The organism is Pseudomonas sp. QTF5 (assembly GCF_000512695.2).
In the GTDB taxonomy this organism is placed as follows: domain Bacteria; phylum Pseudomonadota; class Gammaproteobacteria; order Pseudomonadales; family Pseudomonadaceae; genus Aquipseudomonas.
Window position 1 is genome coordinate 1 of record NZ_AZRW02000046.1, and the last position, 25,148, is coordinate 25,148.

The window sequence follows — 25,148 nt, forward strand, 5'->3', positions numbered from 1 at the left end:
TGGTTGGCATACATGCACCTCTTCAACATGTTATGCCCGAACACAAAATTTATGACAGTCCCTGCTCCGCAGCCCAACGGGGCGGTGCGGCGTTCCGACAAGCCCCCTCGCCACAATTTAAAGGGCGAACGGCAGCGGCGTACTGACCTTCTGCCGCTGTGCCAAGCGCAGCTGAAATTCCATCGGGTCGTGAATCAACACATCCTGCCCGGCGAAAGACTCCGCGGCGATCAACCGCGACAACCAGAACCGTACGCACGCCACGCGCAGCATGGTCGGCCATAGCTCGGCTTCGGCAGCGGTAAACGGTCGCAGCGCCGCATAAGCGCCCAGCAATGCCCGCGCCCGAGCGCCATCAATCTGCCCTTGCTCATCCGAACACCAATCGTTCAAGGCAATTGCCACGTCATAGAGCATCGGCCCCGAACAGGCATTGTAGAAGTCAATCAACCCGGTCAGGTGCGTGCCTTCGAACATCGCGTTGTCGCGGAACAAGTCCGCGTGGATGTTGGCCCGCGGCAGTGCCAGAATTTTCGTCTTCTGCTGCGTGATTTCATCCAGAGCCCGTTGCAGCAGATCGCTTTGCTCGGCATTCAGGTGTGAGAGCAACTGCGTGCCCTCCTCCAGCATCCAGTCCAGGCCACGATCGGTTTTACGTTTGATCATGTTGGCCTGGGTCGCCAGATGCAGATGAGCCAGCAACTCGCCGACCTGAGCGCAATGCTGCGCATTGGCGTCCTTGATGTGCTTGCCCGCCAGACGTGGCTGCAACAGCGCAGGTTTACCGGCCAGTTCGCGCAACGCGACGCCGTCGGTAGTACGCAGTGCATAAGGCACCGGCAGGTCGGCGTCATGCAGCACGTCGAGCAGTTCAATGAAGAACGGCATCTCCTGCACCGGACCGCGCTCGACCAGGGTCAGGACAAATTCGCCCTGCTCCAGGCTGATAAAGAAATTGGTGTTTTCGCTACCGGCGGCGATCCCCTGGAAATCAAGCAGGCGGCCAAGCCCGAAAGGGGCGAGAAAGGTTTCCAGCTCGGGCCGAGCCAGGGGGGTGAACACAGACATGGTTAAAACTGCCAGTACGGGCGCCGCGACTGCCGACGCCGATTTAAGTTAGGAGCGGTTTACCACTCGAATATTTTCCACGACGGAATCAGCATATCCGGCTGGTCCGAGCGGATGAAGTTTGCATCCGTCCCATCCGAGCGCACCAGGAAGTACGGTTTACCGCCCTTCGGAGTGATCTTGATGGCATACAGAAAACCGTTTTGCCGGTATTCCTGAATGGTCTTGTCGCCTTCCGTGCGGATCGTTACATCCGGGTCCGCCGAGGGCGCGTCGTCCGCCGCCATGACAGCCAATGGGGTGATTGCAAACAAACCAGCCAGCAACAAGCGATTTAGTGTGCGCATGATAACCTTGTCCCTTTGTCGTCAACGGTCCCGCTATTCTAGCGCCGGACCCGCCGAAAAGGTTGATCCTGCTCATGAGCCAAGCCCCCCTCGTCCTGGTGGACGGTTCTTCTTATCTGTACCGCGCCTTTCACGCGCTGCCACCGCTGACCACGTCCAAAGGCCTGCCGACCGGTGCGGTCAAAGGCGTATTGAACATGCTCAAGAGTCTGCGCAAGCAGTACCCGGACAGCCCGTTTGCCGTGGTGTTCGACGCCAAGGGCGGTACATTCCGCGACGCGATGTTCGCCGAATACAAGGCCAATCGACCAAGCATGCCCGACGACATGCGGGTTCAGATCGAACCGTTGCACGCCAGCGTCAAGGCCTTGGGCTTTCCATTGCTGTGCGTGGACAACGTCGAAGCGGACGACGTGATCGGCACTCTGGCCCGCAGCAGCGCGGCCGCCGACCGTCCGGTGGTGATCTCCACCGGCGACAAGGACATGGCGCAACTGGTCGACGGGCACATTACCTTGGTCAATACGATGACCGGTAGCGCGCTGGACGTGGAAGGCGTGAAGGAGAAATTCGGCGTCGCTCCCGAGCAGATCATCGATTATCTGGCACTGATGGGCGATTCGTCCGACAACATTCCGGGCGTTCCGGGCATCGGTCCCAAGACCGCTTCCGGCCTGCTGGTCGGCGTGAACGGCGGCCTGACCGAGCTCTATGCACAGCTCGACATCGTCCCGACCCTGCCGATTCGCGGTGCCAAGACCCTGCCGGCCAAGCTCGAAGAGCATAAGGAGATGGCGTTCCTCTCCTATCAACTGGCAACCATCAAGATCGACGTACCGCTGGACATCGGGCTCGACGATCTGCAAATGGGCAAGCCGGATCACGACAAGCTCGCCGAGCTCTACACCCTGCTGGAATTCAAAAGCTGGTTCGAAGAGAACCAGCGTGACGCCAAGCGCTCGGGTCAGGACATTGTCGAGGTCGTCCAGGAGCAGCCGGGCGCCGCCGAAGCGAAATACGAAACCATCCTCGACCAGAAGCACTTCGAGGCCTGGCTGGACAAGCTCGACAAGGCGCCGTTGATCGCCTTCGTCACCGAAACCAATGGCAGCGATGCCCAACATGCACAACTGGTGGGTCTGTCGTTCTCCGTCGCGGCCAACGAAGCGGCCTACATTCCGCTGACCCATTCCTACATGGGCGTGCCGGAGCAACTGAATCGCGACACTGTGCTGCTGGCGTTGAAACCGCTGCTGGAAAACCCGAATAAGCTGAAAGTCGGCCAGCACGCCAAGTTCGAAACCAATATCCTCGCCAATTGCGCCATCGGAGGTGATCAGAACAACGGGATTGTTGTTCGGGGTATTGCCTACGACACCATGCTCGAGTCTTACGTACTGGACTCGACGGCCACCCGCCACGACATGGACAGCCTGGCGCTCAAATACCTGGGCCAAAGCAAGACCGACATTCAAGAGATTGCGGGCAAAGGCGTCAAACAGCTGAGCTTCGACCAGATATCTCTTGAGCTCGCTGGCCCCTATGCCGCCGAAGACGCCGACGTCACGTTCCGCCTGCATCTGGCATTGCAGGAAAAACTGGCAGCGACGCCAAGCCTGGGCAAAGTGCTCAACGACATTGAAATGCCGCTGATGCCGGTTCTGGCCCGAATCGAGCGCCAGGGCGCGCTCGTGGACGCCAACCTGCTGGGCATCCAGAGCGTCGAGTTGGGCGAGAAACTGGTCGCCCTTGAGCGTGAGGCTTTCGCCATTGCCGGTGAAGAATTCAACCTGGGTTCGCCGAAGCAACTGGGCGTGATCCTCTACGAAAAGCTCGGCTTGCCCGTACTCAGCAAGACCGCCAAGGGCCAGGCCTCGACGGCCGAAGCGGTATTGGCCGAGTTGGCGGAACAGGACTACCCGCTGCCCAAGGTACTGATGCAGTACCGCTCACTGAGCAAACTCAAAAGCACCTACACCGACCGTTTGCCAGAGCAGATCAATGCTCGCACCGGGCGCATTCATACGTCTTACCAGCAAGCGGTCGCCGCCACCGGACGTTTGTCGTCCATCGACCCGAACCTGCAGAATATTCCGATCCGTACCGCCGAAGGTCGTCGAATTCGTCAGGCGTTCGTCGCACCGAAAGGCTACAAGCTGCTGGCGGCGGACTACTCGCAAATCGAACTGCGGATCATGGCGCATCTGGCCAAGGACGAAGGTTTGCTGCACGCCTTCCGCAATAACCTTGATGTACACCGGGCAACGGCCGCAGAAGTGTTTGGCGTCGAGCTGGACGCGGTCACCAACGATCAGCGTCGTAGCGCGAAAGCCATCAACTTCGGTTTGATCTACGGCATGAGCGCGTTTGGCCTGGCCAAGCAGATCGGCGTTGACCGCAAACAGTCCCAGGCCTACATCGACCGCTACTTCGCCCGTTATCCCGGCGTGCTGGAGTACATGGAGCGCACGCGCGCCCAGGCCGCCGAGCAAGGTTTTGTCGAAACCATCTTTGGTCGTCGCCTGTACCTGCCGGAAATAAACGCGAAAAACCAGGCCCTGCGCAAAGCTGCCGAGCGCACGGCAATCAACGCCCCGATGCAAGGCACCGCGGCGGACATCATCAAGAAAGCCATGGTAACGGTGGATAACTGGCTGACATCGTCAGGCCTGGACGCCAAAGTCATCCTGCAGGTACACGATGAATTGGTGCTTGAGGTGCGTGAGGACCTGATCGACCAGGTCAGTGAGGACATTCGCGTGCACATGAGCAGCGCCGCACAGCTGGATGTGCCGCTCCTGGTCGAGGTGGGCGTAGGCAACAACTGGGATGAGGCGCACTGAACCGCCCCAAAAAGCTCGTGCTGCGGCCTTATGCCGCAACACAAAATAACGAAGGGCTATAGTGCGGAAATTGACGTCGATTATTTCCAAAGGTTTTTGAAAATAGTCTGAACTAAATCCGTGAACCGCCACTCAGAGATACTGAATGGCTGGTGAAGCCCTTCGATGCTCCTATGTTGTGTTAAGTGTTGGCAGATATCTGGACCCCGCCCTAGCGGTCCGGAAACTTGAACCCCGGAACTTCTCCCTCCCCATACGAAGTCCGGGGTTTTTTTTGTCTGCTGATTTGTCTGGAGAGCTTTACTCGGCAGCCTCAGCGCCTTTGTCCGCCAACTCCATCCAGCCTGCCAATACAGTGTAGGCGTCTTCCAGACCCATGCGTTTGGGTGCCGAAAACAGCTGGATAGTGATCGTGTCGCCCCAGCCCTTGCGGATTTCCGACTGAACCTTGAGCAGCGTGTTCTTCGCCGCGCCGTAGGTCAGCTTGTCTGCCTTGGTCAGCAAAATATGCATCGGCATGCCACTGGCGACGGCCCAATCGAGCATCAGCAGGTCGAAATCGGTCATTGGATGACGGATGTCCATCATCAGAATCAAACCTTTCAAACTCTCGCGACCGCCCAGATAGGCTTCCAGGTGACGCTGCCAGTGCATCTTCAACGGGATCGGCACTTTCGCGTAACCGTAGCCCGGCAGGTCGACCAGACGGCGTTCATCGTCTAGCTTGAAGAAGTTCAACAGCTGCGTGCGACCCGGAGTTTTCGAGGTCCGCGCCAGGCTGGCGTGTGTCAGGGTATTCAACGCGCTGGACTTGCCGGCGTTGGAACGCCCGGCGAAGGCCACTTCAAAGCCTTCGTCGTCGGGGCATTGGTCGACTTTGGCGGCGCTGAGCATGAAGGTGGACTGTTGGCACAGGCCGAGGATGGGATTCTTGAGTTGCATGGGATTTCCGATGTGGGCGGCGCCGGGAATGGACGCGGCAAGCAGTGTCGTTTCCGTTTCAGTGACGCCAGTATATAATGCCGCAGATTTTGTGTGCGCTTTGTCCCAGCGTAGGATGAAGTTCACGAGAGCGATTGACCTTGATTGCGCACTAGAACGCAGCACGCTCTCAACCCTGAAAAGGTCGTTTTATGACGAAATGGCTGCTAGCTGCCGGTGTCTTGATGCCGCTTTACAGCGCTCAGGCTACACAGGATCCGGAAGCTGTGTACAACCGTGTTTGTGGTGCCTGTCATTCCGGCCAACTACCCATGGCGCCCCGCAAGGGCGATCAGGAAGCCTGGACGCCGAGGTTGGCGAAAGGTATGGAGACGCTGGTGCAACACGTGACCCAGGGTTTCAAGGCGATGCCGCCGCGTGGTTTGTGCATGGACTGCAGTGCCGAGGATTACCGAGCCATCATCCACTGGATGAACGAGTAAACCCGGTCCATAACTCTTTAACCCTTAGCCGTAGTTGGATTAGCTGATGAACAAATTGATCGTGAGTCTGCTGTTGACCGTGGGGATCTCCGGCATTGCCCATGCTGCAGGTGATGCGACTGCTGGTCAGGCGAAAGCCGCAGTATGTGGCGCCTGTCATGGCCCGGATGGCAATAGCATGGCGCCTAACTTTCCGAAACTGGCAGGTCAGGGCGAGCGTTATCTGAACAAGCAGCTGCACGACATCAAGTCCGGCAAACGCACGGTACTGGAAATGACCGGCCTGCTGACCAACCTGAGTGATCAGGACCTGGCTGATATCTCCGCCTACTTCGCCAGCCAGAAAGGCAGCGTTGGCGCCGCCGACCCGAAAGTCGTGACTCGCGGTGAAGCACTGTTCCGTGGTGGCGACCTGGCCAAGGGTCTGCCGGCCTGCACCGGCTGCCACTCTCCGGATGGCAAGGGCAACGCAGCTGCCGGCTTCCCGCATCTGGGCGGTCAGCATGCTCAGTATGTTGCCAAGCAATTGACGGACTTCCGCAAAGAAGAAGGCGGTCGGGCCAACGACGGCGATACCAAACCCATGCAGAGCATCGCTAAAAAGCTGAGCGACGAAGATATCGCCGCAGTCTCCAGCTATATTCAAGGCTTGCACTAAGGTCTGCGATCGAGCGTTGCGAGGGGTGTAGATCTCTTGCAACGTTAACACTCGATTAATCCGTCGATGCAAACATAAAAAGGGTAGCTTTGGCTGCCCTTTTTTGTGGCCTCTGCCGTTACACTACAAACTCAAGCCCGCCAGGATCTGTCTGAAAACAGGTCGCGCGAGGCGACCCAATTGTCCAGGAGTAAAGCATGCGTAATCTGATCATCAGCGCCGCACTCATCGCTGCCAGCCTGTTCGGCATGACTGCCCAAGCCGCCGAAAAACCTGCAGCGCCCTATGTCGAGCTGAGCAATCCGGTCCCGGTGGCCGTGCCTGGCAAGATCGAAGTCGTGGAACTGTTCTGGTACGGCTGTCCGCATTGCTATGCCTTCGAACCCGTTGTTAACCCGTGGGTTGAAAAACTGCCTTCCGACGTGAACTTCGTGCGCATTCCGGCCATGTTTGGCGGCCCTTGGGACGCACACGGCCAGATGTTCCTGACCCTTGAAGCCATGGGTGTCGAGAGCAAGGTTCACGCGGCAGTTTTCGAAGCGATTCAGAAAGAACACAAGAAACTGACCGACAAAGAAGACATGGCCGACTTCCTGGCGACCCAAGGTGTAGACAAGGACAAGTTCCTGGCCACCTTCGACTCCTTCGCCATCAAGGGCCAGATCAACAAAGCCAAAGAACTTGCCAAGAAATATGAAATCACCGGCGTGCCTACCATGATCGTCAATGGCAAGTATCGCTTTGACATCGGCTCTGCCGGCGGTGCCGAACAAGCGCTGAAACTGGCCGACCAACTGGTCGCCAAAGAGCGAGCGGCAACCAAGGCCGTCGCCAACTAAGCGCGGCACCTGCCATGCGCCGCTGGGGAACTGAACGCATCGTTGGCCTGCATCATCCGCGGGTCAACGAGCATCACCTGGAATCGACGGGGTTGCCCGTGGACAGCCGTCTGCGTTTGCTCAGTTTCAATATCCAGGTCGGCATCAGTACCGAGCGCTATCGGCACTATCTGACCCGCGGCTGGCAGCATCTGTTGCCGCACACCGGGCGTGCCGACAACCTGCAAAAAATCGGTAATCTGCTGGGCGACTTCGATCTGGTCGCCTTGCAGGAAGCCGATGGCGGCAGCCTGCGATCAGGCTACGTCAATCAGGTCGAACACCTGGCGCAACTCGGCGCCTTCCCCTACTGGTATCAACAACTCAATCGCAATCTCGGTCATCTCGGCCAGCACAGCAATGGCGTGCTCAGCCGACTGCGCCCGTGGGCGATTGAAGATCATCCGCTGCCGGGGCCAAAGGGTCGCGGGGCGATTCTGGTGCGCTTCGGCGAAGGTCCGGAGGCGCTCGTGGTGGTGATGATGCATCTGGCGCTGGGCGCTCGCGCCCGCAGCCTGCAACTGGCCTACATCCGCGAGTTGATCGGCGGTTATAAACACCAGGTGCTGATGGGCGACATGAACACCCATGCCAGTGACTTGCTGCAAAACTCCCCGTTGCGTGATTTGGGCCTGCTCGCGCCGCAACTGGAAGCGACCTTTCCCAGCTGGCGCCCACAGCGTTGCCTGGACCATATTCTGCTCAGCCCCACCCTGACCCTTGAAAAGGTCGAAGTGCTGGCACACCCCATTTCCGATCACCTGCCGGTCGCGGTAGAGATTCGTCTGCCGGGTTCGCTCACGGCCGATGCATTGCCCGCGTTGAGTCCTGCCTGAATGAGCGACGAAGCACAGCGCTGGAAAGAGAAATACCTCAAAAGCATCGAACAACAAGAAAAACTGGAACGTCGATGGGACGCCCGGCTCGATCTGCTGCGTCGCGGGCTGGTGCGCAGCACCCTGGCCGCAGAAGGTACCGATCGCGCTGTTGACCAATGCATGAAGGAAATGCGCGAAGTCGTCCGCACCGATGACATGGACGCCGGCCTGGCTGCCTTGCTGCCGCGCCTGGAAAAAGCCGTGCTTGACTCCGAGCAACGCCGGGAAACCCGGGTCAATCAAGTCAGTGCCGCCCTGACGTCGCTGGTCTCTCAGCTGCAAGCGTTGCCACTGCCCCGGGAAGTGAGCCGGCCACTGAAAAAATTCGCCAAACAGCTCGACGGACGCGTAAGCCAGGCTCGCGAAATTCCGTTGCTGCTTAGCGAGCTGAGCGGCTTGCAAGGCAAAGCCTTGAACCTGCTGGAGAACCCTGCCGAACCTGATCGTCCGGGTTTTCTGCAGCGGTTGTTCAGTAGGGAAACGGAGGAGACCGCTTCACAGATCCTCGCCCCCGAATCGCAAATACCTGCCGCGCAACCTGTCGACCCGGTTGCAGCAGCGCCGGCCGTGCCCCTAAAAGCGACGGTTAATTTCGCGCCAGCCGCCGAGAAACCGCAAGCGGTGCTGCCAACTATAGAAGTCGCTCTGCCCGCCGCTGCACCGCTGCAAATTCAGGCGCCAACAGCAATCGCACCTGCGTCTGAAGTCATGGCGTTTGTCCCGCCCGTCCTTGAGCCAGAAGCTACGAGCAGCCAAGCCCCGGAGGTACAACCTCGGCCGAATATCGAACAACCAAAAGAGCCGGTTCCATCGATCGCCCTACCGGCCACTCAGGCTCCGTCGGCAGTCAATCCAGATGAACTGACACCGGAGGCCATCGATCCAGAGCCCTCCGAGCACGACATTCTGTATGCCCTGCCGGACTCGCCAGAACCGTCCTACAGCTCTGTCGCCAAGCACATCGAAGACACCCTGCTGGGCCTTCTCGATGACCTGGCATTGCCCGAACGCTATCGTCCGCAAGCCGAGGCGATGCGCGATCGTCTTCAAAACGGCTTGAACTGGTACGAACTGCTGCCAATCCTCGATGACTTGGCAACGTTGATGCTGGCAATTACCGACAGCGGCCAGCACGAATTCGAGGCGTACCTGCAACAACTCAACGAACGCCTCGAGTCATTTCAGAGCAACCTGCAAGCGGCGAGCGACGGCCACGCCGACAACCGCTCGGCCGCGCGGGAAATGGACACGCAGATTCGCGAGCAAGTCGATGGCTTGCAAAGCAGCATGCAAGAAGCGGCGGACCTTGATGATCTCAAGCATGTGCTGGAAAACCACCTCGAAGGCTTGCTCGGCACCATGGACCTGCACCAGAAACAGCGCGACGAGCGTGAGCAGGAAGTAGCCGCCCGCTTGCAAAGTCTGGCCGAAAGGGTTGCCCATATGGAGGAGGAAGCCCTGAGCTACCGCGAGCATCTCGAAGAGCAGCGTCAGAAGGCGCTGATCGATCCATTGACCGGCCTGCCGAATCGAGCTGCCTGGGGCGAACGCCTGGAGCATGAAATCGGCCAATGGCAACAACATGGCAATACCTTGTTGCTGGCAATGCTCGACCTCGACCATTTCAAACGCATCAATGACAACTATGGCCATCTGGCAGGCGACAAGGTGCTGAAAATCATCGCCAGCGTGCTAAGCAAGCGTCTGCGCGGGACTGATTTCATTGCCCGGTTCGGCGGTGAGGAGTTTGTACTGTTGATGCCTGCCACATTACCTATGGTCGGCGCGAAACTGCTGGAAACCTTGCGCGCATCGATCGAAGCCTGCCCGTTTCACTTCAAGGGCAAGCGAGTCACCATTACCATTTCCATGGGACTGACCGCCTTCAGACCCGGCGAACATAGCGATCTTGTGCTTGAAAGAGCTGATCAGGCGTTATACCGGGCGAAAAATACCGGACGAAATCGAATTGAACTGGGCTGACGGCCAATTGTTCCATTTTGTTTAAAGGAGCGTTTTTTGCCATTAGCGCCGCAAGGCAATACGTTACACTGTTGCATTATTGTCTTTGCGTGTACTGTCTTCTGCCATGAAATGTCTTATTTTTATTGCGTCGCTGCTTCTATTAGCCGGTTGTGCCAGCGGCCCACGAATCGATACCAGCCACCCTTCAGCCAATCACGACAGCCGTATTCAGTTCGTGGTGATGCATTACACGTCCGCATCCCTGGAGAACTCGTTGCAATTGTTGACCCATGGCGAGGTCAGCAGCCACTACCTGATTAGCGACGACAAGCGCGCCACTATTTATAAGCTAATGGATGAAAATGTCCGGGCCTGGCACGCTGGCGAAAGCGAATGGCAAGGCCGGACCTGGCTGAACTCCAGTTCCATTGGCATCGAAATCGTTAATCAGGGCTTTGAGGACACCCCGACCGGGCGTCTCTGGTACCCCTATAGCGAAGCCCAGATTGAGTCGATGATCTTCCTGCTCAAGGACATCAGCAAGCGCCAAGGCATCAGCCCCCGCCATATCATTGGCCATAGCGACATCGCACCGATGCGCAAGCTCGACCCCGGCCCGCTGTTCCCTTGGAAGCGCCTGGCTGCCGAAGGCTTGGGGATCTGGCCGAACGAACAGGCCGTGGCGCGGCAGCAAGCGCAGTTCGCCGTGCAATTACCAAGTATCAGTTGGTTTCAGGCACAGCTTGCCCGCGTGGGATACGCCACGCCGCAAACCGGCGAACTGGATGCAGCGACACGCAATGTGCTGGCGGCCTTTCAGCTGCATTTTCGCCCTACCCGTTTCGACGGCACACCGGACGCACAAACCGCGGCGATTCTTCAGGTGTTGAATCAGACAAAATAATGACGCCCGCCCGACGGTCAGCGCTTTTTCCAAATCAGCAGCTATAACTCATTGGTAATTCTTCGGATATTCCATGATGCCTGCTGCTCGGGAGAGACTGCATAGCTGGTTCTATCGCCCTTGGTTTTTGGCGATGCTGGCTACTGCCTTGAGCGCAACGCTTCTGACGGTCGGCAGTTTGTTCGTGGCGATGAATCAAGTCGAGCACAACGAAAGCCAGGAAATGAATGCCCAGGGAGAACGCTTCCTGGTCCGCCTGGAGCAGCTGTTCGGGCAGTTGCGCGAAAGCCTCGATGACCTGCAAGCCCAACCGCTGCGAGGTTGCGATGACGAAATGATCGCCACCCTGCAGCAGGTCAGCTTCAATTACCGCTTCGTTTATGAAGCCGCTTATATGGACACTTCGCGAACCTGCTCCAACCGCCCCCGCCAGGAAGGGGTGTCGCTGATCCGACCGCCGGACATCAAGGGCCCCACCTACAGCTATTGGCTGAACACCACCACCGAACCCGATGAGAACCGCGCCGCACTGATGCTTGGGCGTGGCAATTTCCGGGTTGCGACGTCGCGCGGGCATTTGACCGACATGGTCGATCTGTCTCCGGGGAGTAGTCTGTTGGTGGTGCTCGACCACGGCAGCCGGGCGGTTCCGGTACTCGGTGTCGCGCAGGCCTGGCCCCCGGCGAAACCCTGGCCCCCGAAAAGCCGCGATGCGCTGCAAGTTACTCATACCCACCTGATTTACCAAATGCCCACTAACACACCCGACTACCAACTGGTACTGATCACCCCTCGCACCGGAATGCATGTACCAGCGGTATGGTGGTGGCTACTGCCGGCCAGCCTGGCGCTGAGTGCTTGTGTCGGCATTCTGGTGTTTCTACTAGTGCGCCAGCGGCAATCGCTGGATGCCGAACTGCAAGGCGCCATTCGGCGAGGCGAGTTGCAAGTGTTGTATCAACCGATCTTCGACCTCGACAGCCGCAACTGCGTCGGCGCCGAAGCCCTGCTGCGCTGGCGAAGGCCGGACGGTACGCTGACCAGTCCCGACCTGTTCATTCCGATGGCGGAGAATACTGGCCAGATCCGCCAGATGACTGACTTCGTATTGCAGCGCCTGCTGGAACAGCTCGGGCAACTGTTGCGGTCCAATCCGCAACTGTACATTTCGGTTAACCTGGCGGCCTGCGATGTCATGGTGCCGCGTATTGGTCAGGTGATGGCGCGCCTGTTGAGCGTGCACCGGGTGGCGGCCAGGCAGATTGCCTTTGAAGTGACCGAGCGCGGTTTGGTGGATGTGGTGGTGGCCAGAGAAAACCTGCAAGCCCTGCGGGATGTCGGGCATCAGGTGCTGATCGACGACTTTGGCACCGGCTATTGCAGCCTCGCCTACCTGCAAACCCTACCGGTGGACTGCTTGAAAATCGACAAGGCGTTTATCGACGCGCTGGGCCATGATGCCGCCAGCAGCGGCGTAGCACCGCACATCATTCGCATGGCTCAGGCCCTGCAACTCAAGGTCATTGCAGAAGGCATCGAACATGAAGCCCAAGTGGTGTTTCTGAGCAGCGAAGGGGTGAAGTTCGGTCAAGGCTGGCTGTTCTCCCACGCACTGAGCGCCGTGCAGTTCATCGAACTGATCACCCGTGGCCGCCGACTGACCACCCGACGTCTGGATGACGAAGCCTGAGATGGATCAGGCTTATACCACCAGCGCCATGTAGAACTGCGTACCCTGTCCAGGCCGAGAGTAGACACCCATTCGCCCGCCATGCAGCTGCACGATTTCCTTGCACAGCGCCAGACCGAGCCCGGCTCCGCCCTTTTTGCGGCCGACCTGGACAAAGGGTTCGAAGATCCGTCCCTGCTGGCCGTAGGCAATGCCTTCGCCGTTGTCCTCGACACTGATAATCATCCGCTCCCCATGCCGCCTGGCCTGCAAACGTATCAGCCCGTCACGGGAGGTATGGCGCAAGGCGTTGTCGATGAGGTTGTCGAGCACCCGTTCCAGTTGCGCCTGATCGGCTTGTAGCCGCGGTAATGGTCCCTGCACTTCCACCAGCAGCTCAATGCCCTTCTCCTGCGCCGGGCCGGCAAAGCGTATCTGGGCCTGATCCAGCAAGTCTTTGATGGAGCACGGTGCCAGGGTGAGTTTTTGCAGGCCGTTTTGATAGCGAGAGAAATTCAGCAGGTCGTTGATCAACTGCATCAGGCGCTGCATTTCTTCGTTGACGGTGTCCAGCAGGTCGGCTTCGCGAGAGTCTGCGGCAAAATGCGTACGCTCGCGGAACAGACCGAATGCCATGTGCATCCCGGTAACCGGAGTGCGCAACTCATGGGAGGCGCGCAAGACAAACTCGCTGCGTACCCTTTCGAAAGCACGCTGTTCGGTGACGTCGTGCAACACCATCACGGCGCCGAGAATATGACCTTCGGTATGGCTGACCGGGGTCAGGCTATACGTCAGCAATCGCGACTCGCCATCGACCTCGATACTCAGGTCGTCCGGCGCCCGCTCCAGAGTGCCGCCGCGCAACACCAATTGCAGTTGTGCATCCAGTTCGGGACGCTCAAGCGCTGTGCCCAGCCCTTGGCCGAGACGCTCGGTGTCCCAGCCTAACTGGCGCTGGGCCACCGGGTTGAGGTGCTCGAGATGACCTTGACGATCGATAATCAGCAACCCGTCGTCGATGCTGTCGAGCACCGCTTGCAAACGTTGCTGGCCGGCGAGCAGCTCGTCGATATTGGTCGCCTGGTGCTCACGCAAGGCCTCGGCCATGATTCCGAACCGCCGGGTCAACAGGTTCATTTCCACCGCGGAAGAAATCGGCAGGGTCACTTCGAAATTGCCCTGGCCGATATTGTCAGCTGCCTGCACCAGAGCCTCGATCGGAGCCCCGAACCGCCGGGCGATCGCATGGGCGGTAATGAACCCGATAAACAACACCGCCACCCCGACCAATCCAAGCAGGCCGGCAATTAACAGTGCCCGCTCCCGGGCCTTGCGTTCGATCTCAGTGATGTTTTCCAGCGCGCGCTTCTGTTCAGAGATCAAACCGTTACGCAAGGCGTTGAATTTTTCCGTGAGCCCCCCGTCATCATTGACTACCTGTACCGGAGCGCGGGAAAGATCAAAGGCCTGCAGTAAGCTCTGATAATCAGCCTTCGCTTTTTTGAAACCATACTGGGCACCCTCGCTGGACGGCTCGCGAGCAATGCCTTCATCAAGCAACTCAAGGGAATGCTGCCTGGATGCCTCGAACGCCGCAGGGTCAGGGTTTTCGCCAAGCACGATCATCAGTTGATCACCCAGGGTCTGACGCAGCTTCAATCCCAGGTCCAGCGTGACGAAGTTGTCACGGATCAGGGCTTCCTGAGTCCCTGCCATCTGCATCACGCTGACCAGCCCGAGCAACAGCCCAAGCAGCGCCACGGTCATCAGCGCGGAAATACTCAGAAACAGCCGGGTGCGCAACGTCATCGCCAGTTTCATCTATTACGACTCACAGATTGTACTGCTTGCGTTTGCGGTACAGGGTCGAAGCATCGATACCCAGGGTCTTGGCCGCCTGATCCAGCGTATCGGCCGTGGCCAGGACCGCGCCAATGTGAGCTTTTTCCAATTCATCCAGGCTCAGCGCAGCACCGATGCGCGGCGTATGGTTGGTCGGGGTCTCGGCCATGCCCAAGTGGCTGAGCTCTACCCGATCCTGCGGACAAATAATGCTCGCGCGCTCCACCACGTTACGCAGCTCGCGAATGTTGCCCGGCCAGCGGTAGCCGAGCAGCGCTTCGCGGGCCTCGTCGCTGAAACACCGGGCCGGGCGCGAGTATTCCTTGACGAAGCGTGCCAGGAAACGGTCAGCCAGGTTCAGAATGTCTTCCCTGCGTTCGCGAAGTGGCGGCAGGTGCAAGGTGATGACGTTCAGGCGATAGAGCAAGTCTTCCCGAAAACGGCCATCGCGAACCATGTCTTCAAGGTTGAGGTTAGTCGCTGCGAGGATTCGCACATCGGCACGGCGGGTCACCGGGTCGCCCACGCGTTCGTATTCCTTGTCCTGAATGAAACGCAGCAATTTTGGCTGCAAGGTCAATGGAAAATCGCCGATCTCGTCGAGAAATAACGTTCCGCCGTCGGCCTGGTTGACACGACCCAAGGTACTTTCACTGGCACCGGTGAACGCGCCGCGGCTGTGTCCGAAGAGCTCGCTGTCCATCAACTCTGCTGTCAGGGACGGGCAGTTGACGGTGACGCAGGACTTCTTCTGGCGTTTGCTCCAGCCGTGAATGGCCCGTGACAGCTCACCTTTACCCGTGCCGGATTCGCCGAGAAGCAGAATATTGGCGTCAGTACTGGCGACCTGGCGCGCGGTTTCGAGCACCACTTTCATGGCTGGACTGTGGGAATCCAGGCCCTCCTTGGGTTTCCGCACTTCACCTTCGAGGGCTTCCAGGCGCGCCGAGAGTTGCCGTACTTCCAGCTGTTTGGCAGTGGCCAGACGCAACTGGTCGGGGCTGCAAGGTTTGACCAGGTAGTCGGCGGCGCCAGCGTGAATCGCATCCACGGCAGTGTCGACGGCCGAGTGAGCAGTGACGATCACCACCCGCATCCAGGGCGCCTGGATGCGCATCTGGGCCAGCACATCCAGGCCGTTATCTTCGCCCAGGCGCAAATCGAGGAAGCACAGATCGAAAACCTGGCGCTGCAACAAGGCTTCGGCCTGAGCAGCGCTGGTCGCGGTGGCCACACTGTAGCCTTCGTCTTCGAGGCAATAGCGAAAGGTTCGAAGGATGGCGGACTCATCATCCACCAGCAGAATGCGGCCTTGATGCTCAGTGGCTGATTCCATGTTCCTGCGCTCCTTTAATTGATGATTTAGTTAGCCCGGAAAAATCGGGCAAGTTGCATGATTGAGTGTGGTCGATTCCAGACAAAACAGCGGAGCTATCTACTCAACGACAATATAATTCACTGATTTATCTGATTTTTTATTAATAGACCCTTCCTCGGCGATTGCCTGCGTCCCTTTCTGACATCTGTGCCCTTGCGTCAATTCCAAAAATATTGAAAGTTTCGGCGAGCTCATCGTGCATTACGCACGACCTCAGAAGAGGCATCGTGCAGGATGCCTCCGAAACAATTTTCACAAATCATATAACTTATTGATTTTAATCATATTAAACCTAACAAAAAGGTGGCATGCAGGCTGCAGGAGTCTGGGTAATCAGGGCATTTAATGAACCAGCGCCCGCCAAAAGAATACGACCCCGCGTGGGGAGGAACTTCAGGATGAATCGCCAAGGTGCCGCCCAATTGCGTATCTCGCCATTGCATGTCCAGCAGGGCCTGTTTGCCTTGCTGGCGCTGTTGATCACCTTGATTGGAGGCCAGCAATTCTTGCGCTGGGAACAGAGCCAGCAGCCGGAGACACCGCACCTGTCGATTCCACATCCCCCCCAAACCCACTTCAGCGCTGGCAGCAACCTGACTGACAACGACTCAATGCGAATGATGGATGTCGACCAGGCCCAGCCTGTTGATGTTGATGAGACGCCTCAAGAACGTTGGGTGTTTTAAGCAAACGAACTTGGCGTGCTCGCCACGCCCGGAAAAGCACCACAAGCAACACCTTTAAACAGATGTGTAAGGAGAATCACCATGTTGAGCTGGGCAATCACATTCTTGATCATTGCCATCATCGCCGCAGTACTGGGCTTCGGTGGTATCGCGGGCACCGCCACGGGTATCGCCAAGATTCTCTTTGTCGTGTTCCTGGTGATGTTCATTGCTTCCTTCTTCTTTGGCCGCCGCGGTCGAGGCTGAAATAACTGAAGAAAGAGTTCGAAACATGAAAGAGGCCACAGCGCTTCTTTCCACGCGCTACCCGAGGACGGTAGACACATGACCAAGGGGTCGGGACGCTCTGACTGTTTCAGGGTCGGAGTGACCTACAGGTACAGGGGAGTACCTGCGTAAGGGCCGGGTCAGGCAAAGCTGCGACGCAAGTTCGCCGGGGCCCGACGTGGCTCGACGAACTTGCGGAGGGCTTCAACGTGCAAAACGTTGATCTAGAGCACTCAGCTCATCTGCTATTGCTGCATATTCCCCCGCAAAACCGTTTCGCGGTGTTTCTTCGTGACCGTATATCGAGAAAGCCCCGACGTTATCGATAGGATAATTCGCAGCCAAACGTAGGCCTTTTCCCAAATTTTCCATCTATTTAAAAAACATCGACCTGCGCTGAAATGGCCGGTTCACGGCACTTATGCCCGCCTGAATGTCGTATCCAAACCGGCTGGGACGCGGGTTTCAGTTGGAAAATCTCATGCCGATTCGGCATAGGGTAGGCGTTTACGGCATTAGACGGCGCTTCCCGGCATCGGAATAGTTGCGCCTTTTTCGCTGCCTGAGAGCTGTAAATGCTCGCTCGCGGGGACCTTATACGGGGGCCGGTGCAAAACTTCGCCATTGGGCGTTTCAGTTCATGCATCGGCCTGAGTCAAACGCAAGTAAGGGTAAAGATATGAAGAAGGCAAAGCTTAGCCTCGCCTGGCAGATCCTCATCGGTCTGGTTCTGGGGATAGCAATTGGTGCACTGCTCAACCATTTCAGTGCCGAAAAAGCCTGGTGGATCAGCAACGTCCTGCAACCGGCAGGCGATATCTTTATCCGTCTGATCAAGATGATCGTGATCCCGATCGTAATCTCCTCGCTCGTCGTCGGCATTGCTGGGGTGGGCGACGCGAAGAAACTCGGTCGCATCGGTCTGAAGACCATCATTTACTTCGAAATCGTCACCACCATCGCCATTCTGGTCGGTCTGGTGTTGGCCAACGTGGTCCATCCGGGCACCGGCATCGACATGAGCACCCTGGGTACGGTGGATATTTCCAAGTACCAGGCCACTGCCGCCGAGGTTCAGCATGAACATGCGTTCATCCAGACCATCCTCAATCTGATCCCGTCGAACATCTTTGCGGCCATGGCGCGTGGCGAGATGTTGCCGATCATCTTCTTCTCCGTGTTGTTCGGTCTCGGTCTGTCGAGCCTGCAATCGGATCTGCGCGAGCCTCTGGTGAAGATGTTCCAGGGCGTATCGGAAAGCATGTTCAAGGTCACCCACATGATCATGAACTACGCCCCGATCGGCGTGTTCGCATTGATCGCGGTGACCGTGGCCAACTTCGGCTTCGCCTCTCTGCTGCCGCTGGCCAAACTGGTCATCCTGGTTTACTTCGCCATTGCCTTCTTCGCCTTCGTGGTGCTGGGCCTGATCGCTCGCCTGTTCGGCTTCTCGGTGATCAAGCTGATGCGCATCTTCAAGGATGAGCTGGTCCTGGCCTACTCCACCGCCAGTTCCGAAACCGTGCTACCGCGCGTGATCGAGAAGATGGAAGCCTACGGCGCGCCGAAAGCCATTTGCAGTTTTGTGGTGCCGACCGGTTACTCGTTCAACCTCGACGGCTCGACCCTGTACCAGAGCATCGCGGCGATCTTCATTGCCCAGCTCTATGGCATCGACTTGTCCATCAGCCAGCAAGTGCTGCTGGTGCTGACGCTGATGGTCACCTCCAAAGGCATCGCCGGCGTACCGGGTGTGTCCTTCGTGGTCCTGCTGGCCACTCTGGGCAGCGTCGGTATTCCACTGGAAGGCCTGGCGTTCATCGCCGGTGTCGACCGCATCATGGACATGGCCCGTACCGCGCTGAACGTGATCGGCAACGCCTTGGCCGTGCTGGTCATCGCACGCTGGGAAGGTATGTACGACGACGCCAAGGGCGAGCGCTACTGGAACTCCCTGCCGCACTGGCGCAGCAAGGAAAAGCTGCCGGTTGGCGAGATTTCCAGCAACTGACGCAAAACCCTGTGGGAGCGGGCTTGCTCGCGAAAGCGGTGGATCAGTCAACAGAGGTGTTGAATGTTCCGGCCTCTTCGCAAGCAAGTCGAATCGTCGCACCGCCGCTCCCACATTGGTCTTTTGCTAGCAGTACTAAACAAACCCCGGAGAAATCCGGGGTTTGTCGTTTCTGCCTACCCCGCTATCATTCGCCGCATCTTCCGGGGGATTTGACTGATGCTTAATGGGCTGTGGCTAAGCTTCTTCATCGTGGCGGCCGTGTCGGCGCTCGCGCAGTGGCTGATCGGCGGTAACGCCGGGATCTTTGCGGCGATGGTGGAGAGCATTTTCGCCATGGCCAAATTGTCGGTCGAGGTCATGATCCTGCTGTTCGGCACCCTCACCCTCTGGCTGGGCTTTCTGCGGATTGCCGAAAAGGCCGGGATCGTCGAATGGCTGGCCAAGGCGCTGGGCCCGCTGTTCCTGCGCCTGATGCCGGAGGTGCCGCCAGGGCACCCGGCCATCGGCCTGATCACCCTCAACTTCGCCGCCAATGGCCTGGGCCTGGACAACGCCGCCACGCCGATCGGCCTCAAAGCCATGAAGGCGCTGCAAGAGCTCAACCCCAGCGACACCATCGCCAGCAACGCGCAGATCCTCTTCCTGGTGCTCAACGCATCATCCCTGACCCTGCTGCCGGTGACGATCTTCATGTACCGCGCCCAGCAAGGCGCACCCGATCCGACCCTAGTGTTTCTGCCGATCCTGCTGGCGACCAGCTGCTCGACCCTGGTCGGCCTGTTGTCGGTGGCGTTCATGCAGCGTCTGCGCCTGTGGGACCCGGTGGTGCTCGCCTATCTCATTCCCGGTGCCCTGGCCCTCGGTGCGTTCATGGCGCTGCTGGCGACGCTCTCGGCGACCGCTCTGGCGGGCCTGTCATCGATCCTCGGCAACCTGACGCTGTTCGGGCTGATCATGCTGTTTCTAGTGATCGGCGCATTACGCAAAGTGAAGGTCTACGAGGCGTTCATCGAAGGCGCCAAAGAAGGCTTCGACGTGGCCAAGAACCTGCTGCCATATCTGGTGGCGATGCTCTGTGCCGTTGGCGTGCTGCGAGCATCCGGGGCGCTGGATTTCGGTCTGGACGGGATTCGTCATCTGGTGGAGTGGGCCGGTTGGGACACACGCTTCGTCGACGCGCTGCCAACGGCCATGGTCAAACCCTTCTCCGGCAGCGCCGCACGGGCAATGCTGATCGAAACCATGAAGACCTCCGGAGTCGACAGCTTCCCGGCGCTGGTGGCGGCGACGATTCAGGGCAGTACCGAAACAACTTTCTATGTATTGGCAGTGTACTTCGGCGCGGTGGGCATTCAGCGCGCGCGGCATGCGGTGGGGTGTGCATTGCTGGCGGAGTTGGCGGGTGTGCTTGGCGCGATCGGCGTCTGTTACTGGTTCTTTGGTTAACCAAAAAACCTGTGGGAGCGGGCTTGCTCGCGAAGAGGCCGGTACATTCAACATCTCTGTTGACTGACACACCGCTATCGCGGGCAAGCCCGCTCCCACAGGGGTTCAGCGGTGGCTTCAGGGCCTCAGCGGCGGCGCAACCTTCTGACCTTGCTCCACCGTCCAAGCCACCACCTGTGCCGTCAACAGGTCGCTCGCCTGGCCAAAACCGGCGATAACCGCGGGCACCTTCACATCGCTCAACGGCTGATGCACTTCAAAGCGCCGGCTGGCGAGGATTCGCTGGTCATACCCACGCACCAGCAACGCATCCAGGCGCACGACCACGCTCGCCGCCGTGCCCTGGTACTCGGTCTGGAACGCTTGCAGGTTACCGCCCAGTTCCAGGTCCGCCTGGAAGTTGCTGTCATCAGTGCTGAGCAACGGCACGCGACCGTCACGCTGGAAACCATCAAGCAGACGATTGCGCAACAGCACCGGTGCCGGATCGCTCCAGCGTGAAGCCTTGTAGCTGCTGATCAGGTCACCTTGAGGTATCACCGCGATTTTCGGGTTGTTCAAGGCTTCGCTGGTCTGAGGCTTGGCCAGCCGCAACGACCAGCGCTGCGGCGTGCCGTGATGGGCCGGTGCGTCGCTCTGTGCCGACGGCAGTCGATAGACATCGGACGGCTCGGTCTTGGGGAAAATCGAACAGGACGCGACCAACGCAAAACCGGCGAGGAGGGCGAGATGAGCCAGCTTCATGGCGTGAACTCCTTGTTCTTGTCATTGCCCAGCAGGTAACCGCTGGGGTTGGCCTCAAGCCGCTGGGAAATGGTCCGCAACGAACTCAAGGTATCGCGCAGCTCACGCACCGCCGGTGCCAGGCCATTGAGGCCCTGCATGCCGTTGTTGAGGGAATCCTGATTGGCGGAGAGCAACGTGTTGATGGTCGCGCTGCTCTGTTCCAGGGACTTCATGGCTTGCTCGGCACTGCCGAACATCTGCTTGCCCTGATCGTTGAGCAGGCCGTTGGCGTTACGCATCAACGCGGTGGTCTGTTCCAGGGTGGCGCTGGCCTGCTTGCCAACCGAAGCCAGTTGCTGCATCGCCTGACGAATGTCGCCACGTTGGTCGGCGATGGTGCCGGTGGTTTGCTCCAAGTGCTCCAGGGTCTTGCTGATGCTCGCGACGTTCTCCGAGGAAAACAACTGATTGGCGTTGTGCATCAACACGTTCACGCCCGCCATCAGATCGTTGCTGTCATTCATCAACCGGGCAATGGGCGAGGGCGACGCTACGATTGTCGGCAAATTGCCGTCCTTGCCCTTGAGCGTCGGACTTTGCGGCGTGCCACCGCTGAGCTGGATGATCGAGGTTCCGGTAATCCCGGTCAGCGCCAGTTTGGCCTGGGTGTCTTCTTTGATCGGAGTGTCTCCGCCCAAGCGAATCCGCGCCAACACCCGGCGCGGATCGTTCGGGTCCAGGCGCAGCATCACCACGTCGCCGACCTTGATCCCGCTGTACTGCACGGCGCTGCCCTTGGAAAGGCCGCTGACCGCCTCGTTGAAGACGATTTCGTAATCCTTGAATTCGGTATCGACGCTGGACTTAGCCAGCCACAGACCGAAGAGCAGGGCGCCTGCCACCACTATGACGGTGAACAGGCCGATCAATACGTGATGAGCTCGGGTTTCCATGTCAGACCTCGTTGAGCTGGTTAGCGGCCGTCAGCGCCGCGCGGCCGCGAGGGCCATGGAAGTATTCGTGAATCCACGCATCATCGGTTTCCGACACCTTGTCGATGGCGTCCGCCACCAGCACTTTCTTCTGCGCCAGCACTGCCACCCGGTCGGTGATGGTGTAGAGCGTGTCGAGGTCGTGGGTCACCAGAAACACACTCAGGCCCAAGGCATCGCGCAGGGTCAGGATCAGTTGATCGAAGCCTGCGGCGCCAATTGGGTCTAGACCGGCGGTGGGCTCGTCGAGAAACAGGATGTCCGGGTCCAGCGCCAGTGCCCGGGCCAGGGCCGCGCGTTTGATCATGCCGCCGGACAATGAAGCAGGGTATTTGTCGGCCGCCGACAACGGCAGCCCGGCCAACGCCAGTTTCACCGCCGCCAGGTGCTCGGCGTCGGCACGGCTCAGGCCGGCGTGTTCAATCAGGGGCAGGGCGACGTTCTCGGTCACGGTGAGCGAAGAGAACAAGGCACCTTTCTGGAACAACACACCAAACCGCCGTTCGACCAGCGAGCGCTCGTGTTCCGACAGGCTCGGCAAGTTCTTGCCGAAGACCTTCACCATCCCTTCGCTGGGCTGACGCAGGCCGACAATGCTGCGCAGCAGCACCGATTTGCCGCTGCCGGAACCGCCAACCACCGCCAGAATCTCGCCCTTGTACAAATCCAGATCGAGGTTCTCGTGCACGCTCTGGCGGCCGAAGCGATTGCACAGCCCGCGGACTTCAATCACCGCCTCTGAAGGCGCTCGGGGTAAACGACTCACCAGTCCATCTCCATGAAAAACAACGCAGCCACGGCGTCGAGCACGATCACCACGAAAATCGATTGCACCACACTGGACGTGGTGTGCGCGCCGACGGACTCCGCGCTGCCGCTGACCTTGAAGCCCTCGAGGCAACCGATGGCGGCAATCAGGAACGCAAAAATCGGCGCTTTGACGATCCCTACCAGAAAGTGCTGAACGCCGATGTCCGATTGCAGCAGTGACAGGAACATTGCCGGCGAGATACCCAGCGACAGCGCGCAGACTACGCCACCGCCGACAATCCCTGACACCATCGCCAGAAAGGTCAACATCGGCAGCGCCACCAGCAACGCCAGGACGCGGGGTACTACCAGCAACTCCATCGGGTCGAGGCCGAGGGTGCGGATCGCGTCGATTTCTTCGTTGGCCTTCATCGAACCGATCTGCGCGGTGAACGCACTGGCGGTGCGACCCGCCATCAGGATCGCCGTGAGCAACACGCCGAACTCCCGCAGAAAAGAGAACGCCACCAGGTCCACGGTGAAAATACTCGCGCCGAAACTGGCCAGCACCGTTGCCCCGAGAAACGCCACCACAGCCCCCACCAGAAAGGTCAGCAGGGCGACGATGGGCGCGGCGTCGAGACCGGTCTGCTCGATATGGGCGACCATCGGCGTGAGGCGCCAGCGCTTGGGACGAAACAGTCCGCGAGCGATGGTTTCCAGGATCAGGCCGACGAAACCCAACAGTTGCAGCGTGTCCCGCCAGACTGCGTCGACCGCGCGGCCGATGCGGGCCAGCAGTTGAATGCCGACGCTGATTTCCGGCTCTTTGATCGGCACGCAGAAATCGGTGAGTGAGCAGTACACCGTCTGCAACAAGGCGCGATCAGCGGAAGAAAGGGTGCAATCGGGGTGTTCGGCAGACTTGCCCAGACGCTCGGCCCCCAGCAGCTCCACCAGCAATGACGCACCCGCCGTATCGAGCGCGCCGAGGCCATTGAGATCGATGTGGGCGTTGCTGTCATATTGGCCACGGAGCTTTTCGCTCAGGTGGCTGAGATTGGCGTAATGGGCGAGCGTCCAGTCACCCGTGACCCGCAACAGGGCAGGGTTGTGCGAGGTGTCCAGTTGGGCACTGCCGGGCATTGTGCTGCTGGTCATAAGCTCCGTGCTTGTTCGGCTATTACGCAGATCTGACTAATAGCACGAACCGCGTTACTTTTCTTTGACGGGTGTGCTGTCCATGACCTTGAAGCGCAGCACGCCAATCAACTGACCGTCCTCAGTCAGCACCCGAACCTGCCATTTGCCCGCGGGGTTACCGGGGAAGTTCTGCTTGTGGGTCCAGGCGCGGTAGCCTTCCTTGCGCCCCCCGTTGATGTCCAGAGGGATTCGGTCGACTTCTTTACCGTTGAATATCCAGACGTGATAAATCCGCTCGGCCAGCCCCCGCGGAGCGTTGATGGCGGTGTACGCGTACAAACCACCTCCGCGAATCTGCGCGGCGCTGACTTCTTCCAGGCTCTTGCCGGGGGTTCGATCCTGCATTTGGGTGCTGATCGCTACATCGGTCATCCACAGGGTCGCCGGCGGAACCCAGGAACGCAGCACCCAACCGGCGGCGCCGATGCCGACGGTGATGCTGAGGATCGCCAACGCATTGCGCACGGTGCGAATCGGGAAGATCGAGGCCAGGCTCGGGAACGACAGCACCATGGCAATGCCCAGCGCCAGCTTGAAGCTCTGGGCAGTGGTCAGGTGCAGGATGACGGGCAGGGCGGTCAGCAGGGCCGCGAACAAGGTCAGGGTGTGCAGCGCCAGGAACGCCCAGCGGCGCGGTGCCAGCCATTTGTAGTAGAGCGGGTCGATGATCGAAATCAGCGCCGCCATGCTCAGTAATCCCGTGAAGAACAACTGGCCGCTGTTCCAGGTGGTGGTGATTAAAAAGAACGGCAGGACGAAGAACAGGCTTTCCTGATGGATCATCTGCGTTGCGTAACGCAGCAGTGGCTGGGGTATTTCGCGCTTGAAGACCCTGGCGAACAGCTTGGTGAGGCTGTTTTCCAGCATCAACCAGACCCAGCTGACCAGCATGATGGTGGTGATCCACGTCGCCAGACCTTGTTGGCGATCCACCAGCATGAAGCTGCCGACCCCGGAGATGAAACCGCCAAGCGCAATGACCCCGGGATAGCGCTTCATCAATTCGAGGATGCGCTGTACGTACAGGGTCAGATTCGGCATTCGGCGATTCACAATAGTCGTGGGAAAAATCCTCGACAGGGTACCGCCCGGGGGGCCCTGTGGCGAGGCTTGCGGTCACTTTGATCGAACCCAAAACCTTGTGGTGAAGGGGGCTTGCTCCCACTCGGCTGCGCAGCAGTCGCAATATCGGCGAATGCGGTGTGTC

Annotated in this window: 22 protein-coding genes; 12 read left to right on the forward strand and 10 right to left on the reverse strand. The window is 59.0% G+C overall.

Features of this window, described 5'->3' with window-relative positions:
• Positions 1-117: 117 nt before the first annotated feature.
• Both IC37_RS25380 and IC37_RS25385 read right to left on the reverse strand, forming a co-directional pair.
• A complete protein-coding gene (locus IC37_RS25380; RefSeq protein ID WP_030127885.1) occupies positions 118-1,068 on the reverse strand; it encodes a homoserine kinase in 951 nt (316 codons plus the stop codon).
• A 59-nt stretch (positions 1,069-1,127) separates the two neighbouring features.
• Positions 1,128-1,415 (reverse strand): DUF2782 domain-containing protein, encoded by a 288-nt coding sequence (locus IC37_RS25385; protein WP_030127884.1) that lies wholly within the window; start codon positions 1,413-1,415, stop codon positions 1,128-1,130.
• 74 nt (positions 1,416-1,489) lie between these two features.
• Between IC37_RS25385 and polA the strand changes: the two genes are divergently transcribed.
• Positions 1,490-4,258 (forward strand): DNA polymerase I, encoded by a 2,769-nt coding sequence (gene polA / locus IC37_RS25390; RefSeq protein WP_030127883.1) that lies wholly within the window; start codon positions 1,490-1,492, stop codon positions 4,256-4,258.
• A 300-nt stretch (positions 4,259-4,558) separates the two neighbouring features.
• Here polA and yihA read toward each other — a convergent pair whose 3' ends face one another.
• On the reverse strand, positions 4,559-5,200 hold the full coding sequence (gene yihA, locus IC37_RS25395; protein ID WP_030127882.1) for a ribosome biogenesis GTP-binding protein YihA/YsxC: 642 nt from the start codon (positions 5,198-5,200) through the stop codon (positions 4,559-4,561).
• Positions 5,201-5,391: 191 nt separating this feature from the next.
• Here yihA and IC37_RS25400 point away from each other — a divergent pair, with 191 nt between their 5' ends.
• From IC37_RS25400 to IC37_RS25435, 7 genes are all read left to right on the forward strand, one after another.
• Complete coding sequence (locus IC37_RS25400; RefSeq protein WP_030127881.1) at positions 5,392-5,682, forward strand: cytochrome c5 family protein; 291 nt, start codon at positions 5,392-5,394, stop codon at positions 5,680-5,682.
• Positions 5,683-5,728: 46 nt separating this feature from the next.
• Complete coding sequence (locus tag IC37_RS25405) at positions 5,729-6,340, forward strand: cytochrome c4 (RefSeq protein WP_030127880.1); 612 nt, start codon at positions 5,729-5,731, stop codon at positions 6,338-6,340.
• A 197-nt stretch (positions 6,341-6,537) separates the two neighbouring features.
• Positions 6,538-7,179 carry a thiol:disulfide interchange protein DsbA/DsbL gene (locus IC37_RS25415; RefSeq protein WP_030127879.1) on the forward strand — a complete coding sequence of 214 codons (642 nt, stop codon included), beginning with the start codon at positions 6,538-6,540 and terminating at the stop codon, positions 7,177-7,179.
• A 14-nt stretch (positions 7,180-7,193) separates the two neighbouring features.
• The gene (locus IC37_RS25420) at positions 7,194-8,054 is read left to right on the forward strand and encodes an endonuclease/exonuclease/phosphatase family protein (protein WP_030127878.1); all 861 of its coding nucleotides are present in this window, start codon (positions 7,194-7,196) and stop codon (positions 8,052-8,054) included.
• Positions 8,055-10,079: a GGDEF domain-containing protein gene (locus IC37_RS25425; RefSeq protein WP_030127877.1), complete on the forward strand. Its 2,025-nt coding sequence runs from the start codon at positions 8,055-8,057 to the stop codon at positions 10,077-10,079.
• A 106-nt stretch (positions 10,080-10,185) separates the two neighbouring features.
• Complete coding sequence (locus tag IC37_RS25430) at positions 10,186-10,965, forward strand: N-acetylmuramoyl-L-alanine amidase (RefSeq protein WP_030127876.1); 780 nt, start codon at positions 10,186-10,188, stop codon at positions 10,963-10,965.
• 73 nt (positions 10,966-11,038) lie between these two features.
• Entirely contained in the window at positions 11,039-12,655 is a 1,617-nt protein-coding gene (locus IC37_RS25435; RefSeq protein WP_030127875.1) for an EAL domain-containing protein, read from the forward strand.
• A gap of 12 nt (positions 12,656-12,667) precedes the next feature.
• Here IC37_RS25435 and IC37_RS25440 read toward each other — a convergent pair whose 3' ends face one another.
• Positions 12,668-14,458 (reverse strand): KinB sensor domain-containing domain, encoded by a 1,791-nt coding sequence (locus tag IC37_RS25440; RefSeq protein ID WP_030127874.1) that lies wholly within the window; start codon positions 14,456-14,458, stop codon positions 12,668-12,670.
• 10 nt (positions 14,459-14,468) lie between these two features.
• A complete protein-coding gene (gene algB, locus IC37_RS25445; protein ID WP_030127873.1) occupies positions 14,469-15,815 on the reverse strand; it encodes a sigma-54-dependent response regulator transcription factor AlgB in 1,347 nt (448 codons plus the stop codon).
• Positions 15,816-16,255: 440 nt separating this feature from the next.
• On the opposite strand from algB, the gene IC37_RS25450 reads away from it, so the two are divergent.
• From IC37_RS25450 to IC37_RS25470, 4 genes are all read left to right on the forward strand, one after another.
• Complete coding sequence (locus IC37_RS25450; RefSeq protein WP_030127872.1) at positions 16,256-16,543, forward strand: hypothetical protein; 288 nt, start codon at positions 16,256-16,258, stop codon at positions 16,541-16,543.
• 81 nt (positions 16,544-16,624) lie between these two features.
• Positions 16,625-16,789 (forward strand): DUF1328 domain-containing protein, encoded by a 165-nt coding sequence (locus IC37_RS25455; protein WP_003177151.1) that lies wholly within the window; start codon positions 16,625-16,627, stop codon positions 16,787-16,789.
• Positions 16,790-17,489: 700 nt separating this feature from the next.
• Positions 17,490-18,821, forward strand: a complete 1,332-nt coding sequence (gltP, locus tag IC37_RS25465; protein ID WP_030127871.1) for a glutamate/aspartate:proton symporter GltP — start codon at positions 17,490-17,492, stop codon at positions 18,819-18,821.
• A gap of 219 nt (positions 18,822-19,040) precedes the next feature.
• On the forward strand, positions 19,041-20,270 hold the full coding sequence (locus IC37_RS25470) for a nucleoside recognition domain-containing protein (RefSeq protein WP_030127870.1): 1,230 nt from the start codon (positions 19,041-19,043) through the stop codon (positions 20,268-20,270).
• Between the two features lie 117 nt (positions 20,271-20,387).
• Here the strand turns inward: IC37_RS25470 and IC37_RS25475 are convergent, their stop codons facing one another.
• The 5 genes from IC37_RS25475 to IC37_RS25495 are packed head-to-tail and all read right to left on the reverse strand — an operon-like array spanning position 20,388 to position 24,982.
• Positions 20,388-21,014 carry an ABC-type transport auxiliary lipoprotein family protein gene (locus IC37_RS25475; RefSeq protein WP_030127869.1) on the reverse strand — a complete coding sequence of 209 codons (627 nt, stop codon included), beginning with the start codon at positions 21,012-21,014 and terminating at the stop codon, positions 20,388-20,390.
• The gene (locus IC37_RS25480) at positions 21,011-21,949 is read right to left on the reverse strand and encodes an MlaD family protein (protein WP_030127868.1); all 939 of its coding nucleotides are present in this window, start codon (positions 21,947-21,949) and stop codon (positions 21,011-21,013) included. Before IC37_RS25480 ends, IC37_RS25475 begins: the two co-directional genes overlap by 4 nt.
• Position 21,950: 1 nt before the next feature.
• Positions 21,951-22,754 carry an ABC transporter ATP-binding protein gene (locus IC37_RS25485; RefSeq protein ID WP_030127867.1) on the reverse strand — a complete coding sequence of 268 codons (804 nt, stop codon included), beginning with the start codon at positions 22,752-22,754 and terminating at the stop codon, positions 21,951-21,953.
• Entirely contained in the window at positions 22,751-23,899 is a 1,149-nt protein-coding gene (locus IC37_RS25490) for an ABC transporter permease (protein ID WP_030127866.1), read from the reverse strand. The genes IC37_RS25485 and IC37_RS25490 overlap by 4 nt, the downstream gene beginning before the upstream one ends.
• A 54-nt stretch (positions 23,900-23,953) precedes the next feature.
• Entirely contained in the window at positions 23,954-24,982 is a 1,029-nt protein-coding gene (locus IC37_RS25495; protein ID WP_030127865.1) for a DUF5924 family protein, read from the reverse strand.
• Positions 24,983-25,148 lie beyond the last annotated feature (166 nt).